The sequence below is a fragment of the Flavobacterium yafengii genome, from assembly GCF_030010375.1.
GTDB classification, from domain to species: Bacteria; Bacteroidota; Bacteroidia; order Flavobacteriales; family Flavobacteriaceae; genus Flavobacterium; species Flavobacterium yafengii.
Window position 1 is genome coordinate 736756 of sequence record NZ_JASCRY010000001.1, and the last position, 13045, is coordinate 749800.

Here is a 13045-nt window from a genome sequence, read left to right on the forward strand (position 1 = left end):
TTTATACGAACAATTTTTAAAAACAACCTAAAAATTGTTGTGTTTTTAGAAGCTATTTCCTGCTGTTCACTATATCTTTTTATAAGATGATGAAAAATCACCTTATAAAAAGGATGCCGTTTCCATCAGGGCTAGGGGATTTGGGAAATTAGGACGCTAATTCTAAATCAGAAATCTAAAATCGTTAATCAGAAATCTAAAATCGCAATGCAAAGACCTTCCTTCTCCATATATGACGCATCGGCCGGCTCCGGAAAAACCTATGCGCTTGTCAAAGAATACCTGAAAATTATCCTTGTCGCACCAAAAAATGATGCCTACCGAAACATTCTCGCCATTACGTTTACCAACAAAGCGGTACACGAAATGAAAAGCCGAATCGTAGGTAGTCTTTCTGAATTTGCTAAAGATGAACCAAGTGCAAAAGCGCAGGATTTAATGCAGGATTTATCCATTAACACGGAATTATCCATCATTCAAATCAAAACTAAATCACAACAAATCATCAAGCACATTATTCATAATTATGCCGCTTTTGATATTTCTACGATTGATAAATTCACGCATAAAGTGATTCGTGCTTTTGCGCATGATTTGAATTTACCCATGACTTTTGAAGTTACATTGGATACCGAAAATTTATTAATAGAAGCCGTAGATGCCATCATCGCGCAAGCCGGAGAAGATGAAACATTAACAAAACTGTTAATCGATTTCACGATGGAAAAAACTGATGATGACAAATCTTGGGACATTTCTCGTGAAATTCTTGAAACCGGTCGTTTGGTTTTAAACGAAAATAACCGAAACGAAATCACGCATTTTCAAGACAAATCCATTACTGAGTTTGTTGAAATCAAAAACAAACTATCCGAAGCCTGTAAAGACTTAGAAAAGCAAACTATTATTTTTGCAGAAGAAGCATTAATCATAATCGATAAAAACGGAATTGACATCAAATCCTTTTCTAGAGGTACTTTTCCAAATCATATTACTAGTATTCAGCAAGGGAAATTCAATCCCAAGAATAAAACTTTTCATGAGTTTGATGATATAGCAATCAATAAAACGGCTAAAGATCGTGCGATTATCGAAAATCTAATTCCTGAATTTTTGCAAATCCTGACTAAAGTTTATACGGCTTTCGAAAAGATAAATTTCTATAAAGCCTTCTTGAAAAACATTACACCTTTGTCATTGCTGAATACGGTTAGCAACGAATTAGCCAAAATTCAGGAAGAACAAAATGTACTTTCTATTTCAGAATTTAACGCCATTATCCATCGGGAAATTCAAAATCAGCCGGCACCTTTTATATATGAACGATTGGGCGAGCGCTACCGTCATTTTTTTATTGATGAATTTCAGGACACTTCCGAAATGCAATGGCAAAACCTGATTCCGTTGATTGATAATGCGCTTTCGGGTCAGGATGATTTTGGAGTAAGAGGAACTTTGATGATTGTGGGTGATCCAAAACAATCCATTTACAGATGGCGTGGAGGAAAAGCAGAACAATTTATTGAATTGAGTAAAGACCAAAATCCGTTCAACAACCCAGATAAAAGACTCGAACATTTAGATAAAAATTACCGCAGTTATTCTCAAATAATCGAATTCAACAATGATTTTTTCAAATTGATTTCGAACGAATTCGAACATTTGGATTATAAAGATTTGTATGAAAATCACAGTCATCAAAAAACGAATGACAAAACGGGTGGATACGTAAATATTTCTTTCATCCCAAAAGTAGAAACTTCGGAAGATGAAGAAACTTTGGATAAAACCGATTTGTATATTTTAGCGACATTAAATACGATTCAAAAAGTACTACAACAAGGCTTTCAATACAAAGACATTGTGATTTTGACTCGGAAACGAAGTCAGGGAATTGCGATTGCGAATTATTTGACCGAGCAAGGAATTCCACTTTTGTCTTCGGAAACCTTGATGATTCAAAATGCAACCCAAGTTCGATTAATTATTCATTTGTTGAAATACCTGAAAAACAGTTCTGATTTAGAATCCAAAGCAAATTTTCTTCAATATTTAGCAAAAAACAGTCAGGATAAATTACCAATTCATGATTTTATTGCTCAAGGAATGGCGTTGTTTCAGGAAACTGATTTTGAATTGTGGTTGATGAGTTTTGATGTCTCGCTTTCGTTTCAAAACATTCGAAAAAAATCATTGTATGAAGCGGTAGAGACAATAATAGCAAAGTTCCTGAACCCAAAAGTTAGTAATGCCTACGTTCAGTATTTCTTGGACATTGTTCTCGAACGAGACATTCGCAACCAAGCAGGAATTTCAGATTTCTTGAATTTTTGGGATAAAAATGCGGAGAAATTTAGTATTCCATCTCCGGAAGGGACTAATGCAGTTCGTATTATGACGATTCATAAATCGAAAGGATTGGAATTCCCGGTTGTGATTTTTCCTTTTGCCGAAGAAGATTATACCAGAAAACCAAAAGATAAATTATGGCTCAATGCTGAAGAAAAAGATTTTGGCTTGCCAAAGGTTTTAATAGACAATAGCAGTGCAGTAGAAGGTTTTGGAGAAGAAGCTGCTGAGGTTTACAATCAAAAGAAACAGGAAGAATTATTGGATAACATCAATGTTTTGTATGTGGCTTTAACAAGAGCCGAAGAACAATTATATGTTATTTCGAACATGAATTTATCCAGTAAAGGGGAATTGCCAAAGAATAATATGTGTTCATTTTTTATTAATTATTTGAGTAATAAAGGCGAATTTGCCGAAGATAAATTAGAATATGAATTTGGAAATTCAGTGAAATTATCTTCAGCAAAACAACACATCGATACTTCAAAAACGATTCCTTTGGTTTCTGAAATTCTAAATCCGAAGAATATAAAAATTGCGCAGCGTGAAGCATTAATGTGGGGAACGCATCAGCAGGAAGCTATAGAATATGGAAATGTAATTCATGAAATTCTGTCTTTTGTGAAAACTAAAAACGATGTTGATTTGGCAATTACAAAGTCTATTGAAAACGGATTGATAACTTTTGATCAAAAAGAAATAGTTTTTAATACGATTCAAGAAATTGTCAATCACAGTGAATTAGGGATTTGTTTTGCCGAAGGAAATGAAGTTTTGAATGAACAAACTATTATTCAAAAAGAAGGTAAAACCATTAAACCGGACCGAATGGTTTTAACTAAAAACAAAGAAGTATTGTTGCTGGATTATAAAACGGGAACACATAATGTGAAATACCAACAACAATTGGAAAATTATCAAACAGCAATTGAGTTAATGGGTTATAAAGTGATAAAAAAAGCACTTATTTATATAGGAAAAGAAATCGATGTAGTAAATTTGTAGCCTGAGATACTTATAAATATAAAACGAATTAATAAACACTAACTAATGTACGGAAAAATAAAAGAACATCTTCAAGCAGAATTACAAACTATTGAAGATAATGGGATTTTCAAAAAAGAAAGAATTATCACTTCGCCTCAAGGAGCAGAAATCACTATTTCTACAGGAGAAACTGTTCTGAATTTTTGTGCCAATAATTATCTTGGATTGTCATCGCATCCAGAAGTAATTCAGGCTGCAAAAGACGCTTTGGATACACATGGTTTCGGAATGTCATCGGTGCGTTTTATTTGTGGAACTCAGGATATTCACAAAACATTGGAGAAAAAGATTTCTGAATTTTATGGAACAGAAGATACGATTCTTTACGCTGCAGCTTTTGATGCAAATGGAGGGGTTTTCGAACCTTTATTAGGGGAAAATGATGCGATAATTTCAGATAGTTTGAATCATGCTTCTATCATAGATGGTGTTCGTTTGTGTAAAGCGGCTCGTTACCGCTATGAAAACAGCAATATGGAAGATTTAGAGCAGCAATTGATCAAAGCGACAGCGGCTGGAACTCGTTTCAAATTAATTGTTACGGATGGTGTTTTTTCTATGGATGGCGTTGTAGCTCCTTTGGATAAAATTTGTGATTTAGCCGATAAGTATGACGCAATGGTTATGGTTGATGAATGCCATGCCGCAGGTTTTATTGGAGCAACCGGAAAAGGAACGCTCGAGGCAAAAGGTGTAATGGGAAGAGTAGATATTATTACAGGAACATTAGGGAAAGCACTTGGTGGTGCTATGGGAGGTTATACGACTGCCAAAAAAGAAATTATCGAAATATTGCGTCAACGTTCAAGACCTTACTTGTTCTCTAATTCTTTAGCGCCTGCAATTGTTGGTGCATCCATAAAAGTATTTGAATTGTTGGAAAAGGATACTTCATTAAGGGACAAATTGGAATCGAATACTAATTATTTCAAAGAAGGGATGAAAAAGGCAGGTTTTGATATCATTGATGGCGACTCTGCAATAGTTCCGGTTATGCTATATGATGCAAAATTATCACAAAAAATGGCAGAAGAGCTTTTGAAAAAAGGGATTTATGTCATAGGATTCTTTTTCCCAGTGGTTCCTAAAGATAAAGCTAGAATTAGAGTACAGTTATCTGCAGCTCACACAAAAGCCCATTTAGACAAGGCAATCAGTGCTTTTGTTGAAGTTGGCAGAATGTTAAATGTTATATAATTTTGATTTGAAGTTGTATAATTTCCACTTTTGGCAGTTTTTATAGGTTTTTTTTAACATTTAGTTTTGTAGTTAAAAATTTACGCATTACTTTTGTTTATAATTAACTAAATTGTAATTAAAAAAATTAAGTATGAAACATCTTAACAAACTTTTTGTTGCTGTAATGATGGTGATGGGATTAAGCTCTCATGCACAAGACAGTAACAATCCATGGGCAATCTCTTTTGGAGTTAATGCCGTAGACACTAAAACTAGTGCTGGTGGAGGACATAATTGGCTTGATCAACATTTTTCTCAACCATTCGCAGTTAAAGACAACTGGAATATTCTTCCTTCTGTGTCTTATTTAAGTGTATCTAGATACGTAGGAGATAATTTCTCTTTTGGACTTTCTGGTTCTGTGAACAAAATCGATAAATATGTGAGATTTGCTCCAACTGCAGTTGGTCATGATTCACGTGGATACGTAGTGTCTAATCCTGGAGATTTAATGTATTACGGTGTTGATGCAACTATTAAATATAGTTTCATGAATTTGATTAGTTCTAAAGTTATTGACCCGTCTCTATCTATTGGTGGAGGTTATACTTTCTTTGGAGATAGTAGCTACGGAACTTTAAATCCAGGTGCTGGTTTAACTTTTTGGTTTACTGAAAATGTTGGAGTAGAACTTGCTACAAGATATAAAAAATCTTTTGGAGACAGAGAAGATGCAGCTGGTGTTCCAGATGCTCCATCACATTTCCAACATTCAGCTGGTCTTATCTTCAAATTCGGAGGTAAAGATACAGATGGTGATGGAATTTATGACAAAGATGATGCTTGTCCAGAAGTTGCTGGTTTAAAAGAATTTAACGGATGTCCTGATACTGATGGAGATGGAATTCAAGATAGTGCTGATGCTTGTCCAGAAGTTGCTGGTTTAGCTGCATTAAACGGTTGTCCTGATACAGACGGAGATGGAATTGCTGATAAAGATGATGCTTGCCCAGAAGTTGCGGGTCCTAAATCATTAAATGGTTGTCCTGATACAGACGGAGATGGAGTAGCTGATAAAGATGACAAATGTCCTACTGTTGCAGGTCCTAAAGAAAATGCAGGTTGTCCTTGGCCAGATACTGATGGAGATGGAGTTTTAGACAAAGATGATAAATGTCCGGATGTAAGAGGTACTGTTGCTAATCAAGGTTGTCCAGAAGTTTCAGAAGAAGTTATGAAAACTTTAAATAACTATGGTAAAATAATCTTGTTTGATTCTGGTAAATCTACTTTCCAAAAAGGTACTTACACAGTTTTACAGTCAATCACTTCTATCTTAAAAGAATATCCTTATTCTAAATTTATGATCGAAGGTCACTGTGATAGTGATGGTAGTAATGCTATGAACCAAACTTTATCTGAGAACAGAGCTGCTGCAGTTAAAAATTATTTAATTGAAAACGGAATTGCTGCTGATAGACTTAGATCTACAGGTTTTGGAGAAACTAAACCAATTGCAACTAATAAAACTGCAAAAGGAAAAGCAATGAACAGAAGAGTTGAAATATCTTTGATTAAAGAATAATTTCTTTCTAAAATATTTATTAAAACGCCTCGATTTATCGGGGCGTTTTTTTATTTTTATAGAATGACAAATACTTCTTTTTTAGATAAAATAGCCACAGTTTTAATTGAAAATTATTTAGGCAATCTTTCGAATACCATTGTAGTTTTGCCAAACAAACGAGCTAAAATATTCCTGATTGAAGCGTTAAAAAATCAAGTCACAACAAATATACTTTCTCCCGAAATTATAAGCATTGAAGATTTTGTTCAAAACATAGCAGGTATTCGTGCCATAGATCCCATTGAATTATTATTTGAATTCTACGAAGTCTACTTATCTATTACCGATAAAGCAAACCAACAAACTTTTGAATTGTTTGCTAATTGGGCCAAAACACTATTACAGGACTTCAATGAAATTGACCGCTATTTATTAGAGCCTTCTCATGTTCTTTCGTATTTGAAGGATATCGAGGATATTAAAAAATGGGGAATTGAAGTCGAAAACAAAACTGTATTATTAGAAAAATACATTGATTTTTGGAAATTACTACCCAATTACTATCAATCTCTTTATACACATTTACTGAATAAAGGAATCGGCTATCAAGGCTTGATTTATCGTGAGGCAGTAAATAACTTAAATCATTTTTCAAGTTCTGTACAAGAGAAACAATTCCTGTTTGCCGGTTTTAATGCGTTGAATGCAGCCGAAGAAAAAATAATCCAGCACCTTATCGCTTCTGATCAGGCTAAAATTTATTGGGACGTAGACCAAACCTTTCTCAATGATCCGTATCACGATGCAGGTCTGTTTGTGCGACGTTTCAAAGAAAGTTGGAAACATTATAAATTACATCCGTTTGAATGGATTGTAAATGATTTTTCGCAGACTAAAAATATTCAGGTTATTGGAACGCCCAAAACAATTGGTCAAGCCAAAATAGCCGGAAGTATTATCGAGAACGTTATCAATGAATCCCGAAGTCTCGGTGCTGAAGGCAAGCTGGATAAAGTAGCTGTGGTTCTTGGCGAAGAAAATCTTTTGGTGCCGCTTTTATATTCGTTACCGTCAAGCGTTGGCGCTTTGAATATCACGATGGGGTATTCAAGCAAGAACAATCCAGCCCAGATTTTGATAGCCAAATTATTCAAAATGCACACGAATGCGTTGTCCAGAAATGCCAAAAGCTATGTCTTGTATTACAAAGATGTATTGGATATTTTGACGCATCCTTTGGTGGAACCGTATGCGAAAACCAATGTGTTAGTCAAAGTTATCAATCAAAACAATTATACTTTTATTACGCATCATAAATTGATGGAATTGAATGTAATTCCAAGCGAATTATTTCTTTTATTATTCCAAAAATGGGAAAATGGATCGATTCCGGTATTAGAGACGATTTCTAAATTATTGCAAACCATAAAAGAAAATTTAAGCAATGACAACGAAGAAGAAAAAATTACGAAATCTTTTGTTTTTGCTATTTTTAAAGTCATCAATAAGCTGATTAATTACTATTCAAAGCACGAACATATTGATAAAATAGAAACGCTTTATGCCATTTACAAACAAGTAATTGATTTGGCCGAAGTTTCTTTTGAAGGAGAGCCATTGAACGGCTTACAGATTATGGGAGTGTTAGAAAGTCGTGTTTTGGATTTTGATACTGTTATTGTCACTTCGATGAATGAAGGGAAATTTCCGGCGGGGAAATCTCAAAATTCTTTTATTCCGTATGATGTGAAACGTGAACTGGGTTTGCCTACATTCAAAGAAAAAGACGCTATTTATACCTATCATTTTTATCATTTGTTGCAACGCGCCAAAAATATTTACTTGCTGTATAATACTGAAAGTGAAGGTTTGGATGCGGGTGAAAAAAGCCGATTCATAACCCAACTGGAAGTCGAAAAGCAAAAAGATCATACGCTGACACATGAAATTTACAATGCAGTTTTACCCGAAACGGCGTATCAACCGATGGTGATTCCAAAGTCGGAAAGTGTGATGTTACGATTGAAAGAAATTGCCGATAAAGGGTTTTCTCCATCAGCATTGACGAGTTATATTAGGAATCCGATTAAGTTTTATTTCCAGAAGATTTTGCGCATCAGCGAAGTCGAAGAAGTCGAGGAAAATATTGCACTAAATACCTTAGGAACTATTATTCATGAAACTTTGAAAGTTTTATACGAACCTTTCATTGGTAAATTTATTTCGGAAAGTGATATTTTAAATTGTTTCAAACAAATTGACGCTGAGGTTTTGAAACAGTTCAAATTGGTTTACAAAGAAGGCGAAATCAAAAAAGGAAGAAATTTATTGGCTTTTGAAGTAGCCAAACGTAATGTTTCGAATTTCCTGAAAGTGGAACTGGAAAGTATTAAGAACGGAGATGCGATAAAAATTCTAGCGTTAGAACAAACTTTTGAGCGACCATTACATCATCCTAATTTGCCTTTTCCGGTACTGATAAAAGGAAATGTGGACCGAATTGAAGAGCGCAACGGAATCATTCGAATCATTGATTATAAAACTGGAAAAGTAGAAAAAGCAAGCGTCACTTTGAAATCCTGGAAAGGATTAACCGAAGACATTAAAAGCGATAAAATCATTCAGGTGCTCGCGTATGCTTATATGTATGAACATGAGGCAAAAGGAAAGCCAATTGAAGCAGGAATTATTTCTTTTAAGAATTTAAAGGCAGGTTTTCTTCCGTTTAATTTTAAAGAAGACAAAGAAATAAATTCGATTATAAATGAAGAAATTTTGAGTAATTATTTAGAACAAATGGTTCTTTTATTGAGCGAAATTTTAGACGAGAGTATTCCTTTTGAAGAGAAAATAATTTAAATAGAATTCACAATTAGAAAATTAGCCAACATCTTTGAATTTTACAAAAGCACTTTGACGATAAACGTGTCAATAAGTGTTTTGGCATGGGTTTTTGGAGGGTTTGAAACCTTCAAATACGTGCTTATTATTTTTGGTTTCTGTATCAGTATTTTGATAAAAGAAGTAAATGCTAAAAATGAATACCTGTTTTATTACAACAACGGAATTTCAAAAATGCAATTGTTTGTGTATGGTTTTCTGATGAATTTTGTTTTTTCGATGGTGCTGATTTTATTCATTAATGTAGTACTGAAACTCGTATGACTAAAAATATTTTAGAAGTAGACAGTGTTCAAAAACAATATGATGGAAAAATCATAGTTTCCGATGTATATTTGAAATGTGAAACGCCTGATATTATTGGTGTTTTAGGAAGAAATGGCTCTGGAAAATCTACTTTGTTAAAAATCATTTTTGGAATTGTAGCTGCCGATTTTAAATTTGTTCGAGTGGATGGCGTTGTGAAATCAAAAACAAGCGATTTGCTAAATCAAATCAGTTATTTGCCTCAAGATAATTTTATTCCAAATTCATTCTCGATAAAAAAGACCATTCAATTGTCTATAGCCAAAGATAAATTGCAGGAATTTTATGCTGATGAAATGATTCAATCAATGCTGAGCAAAAAAATAAAACATTTATCCGGCGGAGAATTACGGTATTTAGAAATTAAATTAATTCTGAATAATGCGTCAAAATTTGTTTTGCTGGACGAGCCATACAATGGTTTGTCACCCATAATGATTGAAAAAATTAATAAATTAATCACTGCAATGTCCAGTGTAAAAGGCATCATTATCACGGATCATAACTATGAAAATGTGATTAAGGTTTCCACAAAACTGGCGTTGATGAAAGAAGGAAAAATGCACCACTTGAAAGACAAAAGTGAATTGGTGGAAAAAGGATATTTGAAATCAGGAATGATTTAGATGCTTTTGAAAAAAGCCAACAATACAATCAATAACTGGTCTTGGTTTTCAATATGACTCATATGTCCGTCCGGAAAAGTCACCAGTTTTACTGCAGTGTTTTCGATTTGTTCTTTGGTTTCTTCGTAATTTAAAACAGGATCTTTTTCGCCAAGAATTAATAATTTAGGATAGGGTGTAAGATGCAACAACACTTCCCGATCTTGTCGTATTTTCATTCCTTCCAGTGACGCAACGATTCCTTGAAGCGGTGTCTTTAAAGCTTCTTTTTTTACGCTTTCAATTTCGGATGAAAGTCGTTCTCTGTTGGCTTCGCTGAATAAGTTTGCAATAGAAAGTGAAACAAAATTCATAAAAGATTGTTTTACCGCTTTAATAGCCCGATCCCGATTTGTTTTTCGTTCCTCGCTGTCGGCTCTTGCGGTCGAGTTTAGTAAAACCAATCCTTTTATCGTGTCAGGATACAATTCGGCGAAAGCCAAAGCCACATAACCGCCCATGGAATGCCCGACAAAAATGGCTTTTCGGATACGCAATTCCGATAAAACAGCGTGGACTGCATCGGCATTATCTTCCATCGTTTGTACGTAACTCAAACATTCCGTTTCGCCATGTCCTAATAAATCAATCGTGATGACGCGATTTTTTTTAGTAAATTCCGGAATATAAAAATCCCACATGCCTTTGTTTTCCAAGAAACCATGAAGCAAGATAATAGCGGTTCCTTTCCCGGTATCGGAATAGGAGATGTTGGTGTTTTTAAAGAGAATTTGTTTCAAAATGGAAATTTAGTCTACAAAAGTAACATTTTATTTTTTTAACCATTTAAGAAATATAAGGTCATGTAAGCAATTCATGAATACGCTTGTATTAAAAATAGTATATTTGAGAAAAGCAATTTATAAATATGGCCAAAATTTTAATTACAGGAAATGGATTTGATTTATTTCATCATTTGCCAACAAAATACCAGCATTTTATGTCGATAATGAAAACTATTGAGGGAAATAATTTTTCAAAAGACATCTCATTTGAAGATTTATTTGGCTCGTTTTTTAAAGATGAAAATCAAATTGATTACAAGTTAATAGTTGAAAATTATAAAGTTGCTGAATTTAAATTTGAAGTAGATAAAATTAATGATTTGAAAGTTTCATTACATAATAATTTATGGTACAAATATTTTAAAAATGTAATAGAGATAGAAACTTGGATTGATTTTGAGATTGAAGTTGAAAATGTTTTGAAACAATTATCAATTTTACTTAAATCAGAAACTCCCCAATTTAAAAAAATTAATAATTATAGAGATGTGCCAATAAATTATTCTGATTTTTGTTTATTTGGAATAATTGAGCATAAATATGATGATAAAGAACTTTTTAGTATTCCTGATGTGTATTTAGATAAAAGGAGATTAGGTATTAAAATCGGGCATGTATTGCGTGATTTGTCAAGTTCATTTGAGAGTTTTATAATTATTTTTAATCAATATCTTATTGATGTATTAGCTGTATTTTATGAAAATAAATCACATGATCAAATTATTCCTTTTCATTTAATCGATGAAATATATACTTTTAATTATACACCAACGTTAGAAAAATTTTATGGTATTGATAAGTCAAAAGTGGTTTATTTACATGGCGAAATGCATGAAAATAGCGAAATTCAAAATTTAGTTTTTGGAGTTAGTGAAATCCCTGAAGATGTTAAATTAGCCAAAGCATATGATTTTGCTAAATATTATCAGAGAATAAAGAAAAACTCTAATAAAAAATTCATTAAAATTCCTTTAGACAGAACAAATCGACTTAATGAAGCGGTTTTTTATATAATTGGGCATTCTTTAGACGAATCTGATAGAGAATATATTAAAGATTTATTTAAATTTCTTGATTTTGATAAGAATGAAAAAGCTAAAATATGTGTATTTTATCACAATGATCATGATAGAGAGAATAAATTAAAAAATTTATTCAATATTATCGATAAGAATGTTATTATAGAAATGAATAAGGTTGGAAGATTCTATTTTGTTAAATTAAATATTGAAAATATTACTAAAGAATTCAATAGAGAGACTTATATAAAAAGTCATGGTTTCTCTTAATAAAAACAATAACGGCTTCCATTTTTGAAAGCCGTTATTATTTTGCTATTTCGAGAAATGGAAAGTTTAAATTACATACTAAAATCGTCTATCTCCATCGAGCAAACTTCCTAATCCGCCTAATAGACTTCCTTCGTCGCGACTATTTCCGCCAGCTTTTGGTGCGGATGCGATGATTCTGTCGGCAAGTCGGCTGAAAGGCAAGGATTGTACATAAACTGTTCCCGGACCGCGAAGCGTGGCGTAAAATAAACCTTCGCCACCAAAAATGGAATTCTTGATGCCGCCAATAAATTCAATATCATAATCGACATTTTTGGTAAAACCTACGATGCAACCGGTGTCCACTTTTAGGATTTCGCCTGCTGCTAATTCTTTTTTGGCCAATGTTCCGCCGGTATGAACAAATGCCAGGCCGTCACCTTCAATTTTTTGCATGATGAAACCTTCGCCGCCAAAAAGCCCACGACCGAGTTTTTTAGAGAATTCGATTCCAACAGAAACACCTTTGGCAGCGCAAAGGAAAGAATCTTTCTGGCAAATGAATTTTCCGCCAAATTGCGTCAAGTCAATTGGGATTATTTTCCCTGGATAAGGCGATGCGAATGAAACTTTGCTTTTGGTATTGTTTTGATTGATGAACGCTGTCATAAAAAGACTTTCGCCTGTCAGAACTCTTTTTCCGGCGCTTAAAAGTTTACCGAACAATCCGTTTTCCTGTCCGGATCCGTCTCCAAAAATGGTTTCCATTTGGATATTATTGTCCATCATCATAAAACTTCCCGCTTCGGCAATTACTATTTCTTGTGGGTCTAATTCTATTTCTACATATTGCATTTCCTCGCCGTAAATGTGGTAGTCTATTTCGTGTGCTTGCATGGTTTCTGTATTTTAAGTTTTTTAAATATGTCGAAAGGGTGATTATAAAGTTACAGTTTTACCATGAATTTTGGA

At 33.6% G+C, this 13045-nt stretch carries 9 protein-coding genes; 7 read left to right on the forward strand and 2 right to left on the reverse strand.

Going from position 1 to position 13045, the window contains the following annotated elements; translation table 11 throughout:
• Positions 1-207: 207 nt before the first annotated feature.
• The 6 genes from QLS97_RS03255 to QLS97_RS03280 all read left to right on the forward strand — a co-directional run bounded on the left by QLS97_RS03255 (position 208) and on the right by QLS97_RS03280 (position 9978).
• Entirely contained in the window at positions 208-3357 is a 3150-nt protein-coding gene (locus QLS97_RS03255; RefSeq protein ID WP_282714233.1) for a UvrD-helicase domain-containing protein, read from the forward strand.
• A 45-nt stretch (positions 3358-3402) separates the two neighbouring features.
• The gene (gene kbl / locus QLS97_RS03260; RefSeq protein ID WP_282714234.1) at positions 3403-4596 is read left to right on the forward strand and encodes a glycine C-acetyltransferase; all 1194 of its coding nucleotides are present in this window, start codon (positions 3403-3405) and stop codon (positions 4594-4596) included.
• 133 nt (positions 4597-4729) lie between these two features.
• A complete protein-coding gene (locus tag QLS97_RS03265; RefSeq protein ID WP_282714235.1) occupies positions 4730-6163 on the forward strand; it encodes an OmpA family protein in 1434 nt (477 codons plus the stop codon).
• A gap of 63 nt (positions 6164-6226) precedes the next feature.
• Positions 6227-9004 (forward strand): PD-(D/E)XK nuclease family protein, encoded by a 2778-nt coding sequence (locus QLS97_RS03270; protein WP_282714236.1) that lies wholly within the window; start codon positions 6227-6229, stop codon positions 9002-9004.
• 66 nt (positions 9005-9070) lie between these two features.
• Positions 9071-9310 (forward strand): hypothetical protein, encoded by a 240-nt coding sequence (locus tag QLS97_RS03275; RefSeq protein WP_282714237.1) that lies wholly within the window; start codon positions 9071-9073, stop codon positions 9308-9310.
• Entirely contained in the window at positions 9307-9978 is a 672-nt protein-coding gene (locus QLS97_RS03280; protein ID WP_282714238.1) for an ATP-binding cassette domain-containing protein, read from the forward strand. The genes QLS97_RS03275 and QLS97_RS03280 overlap by 4 nt, the downstream gene beginning before the upstream one ends.
• On the opposite strand, the gene QLS97_RS03285 is transcribed toward QLS97_RS03280, so the two are convergent.
• Positions 9975-10757, reverse strand: coding sequence for an alpha/beta fold hydrolase (locus QLS97_RS03285; RefSeq protein ID WP_282714239.1), 783 nt, complete (start codon positions 10755-10757; stop codon positions 9975-9977). The two genes, QLS97_RS03280 and QLS97_RS03285, sit on opposite strands and share 4 nt — an antisense overlap.
• A gap of 128 nt (positions 10758-10885) precedes the next feature.
• On the opposite strand from QLS97_RS03285, the gene QLS97_RS03290 reads away from it, so the two are divergent.
• Positions 10886-12091: an AbiH family protein gene (locus tag QLS97_RS03290; protein WP_282714240.1), complete on the forward strand. Its 1206-nt coding sequence runs from the start codon at positions 10886-10888 to the stop codon at positions 12089-12091.
• A gap of 78 nt (positions 12092-12169) precedes the next feature.
• On the opposite strand, the gene QLS97_RS03295 is transcribed toward QLS97_RS03290, so the two are convergent.
• On the reverse strand, positions 12170-12970 hold the full coding sequence (locus tag QLS97_RS03295) for a TIGR00266 family protein (protein ID WP_282714241.1): 801 nt from the start codon (positions 12968-12970) through the stop codon (positions 12170-12172).
• Positions 12971-13045: the final 75 nt, after the last annotated feature.

Coding starts and splice junctions, on each gene's coding strand:
- QLS97_RS03280 (WP_282714238.1), top strand. CDS start 9,307: ATGACTAAAAATATTTTAGAAGTAGACAGTGTTCAAAAACAATATGAT.
- kbl (WP_282714234.1), top strand. CDS start 3,403: ATGTACGGAAAAATAAAAGAACATCTTCAAGCAGAATTACAAACTATT.
- QLS97_RS03255 (WP_282714233.1), top strand. CDS start 208: ATGCAAAGACCTTCCTTCTCCATATATGACGCATCGGCCGGCTCCGGA.
- QLS97_RS03290 (WP_282714240.1), top strand. CDS start 10,886: ATGGCCAAAATTTTAATTACAGGAAATGGATTTGATTTATTTCATCAT.
- QLS97_RS03265 (WP_282714235.1), top strand. CDS start 4,730: ATGAAACATCTTAACAAACTTTTTGTTGCTGTAATGATGGTGATGGGA.
- QLS97_RS03295 (WP_282714241.1), bottom strand. CDS start 12,970: ATGCAAGCACACGAAATAGACTACCACATTTACGGCGAGGAAATGCAA.
- QLS97_RS03270 (WP_282714236.1), top strand. CDS start 6,227: ATGACAAATACTTCTTTTTTAGATAAAATAGCCACAGTTTTAATTGAA.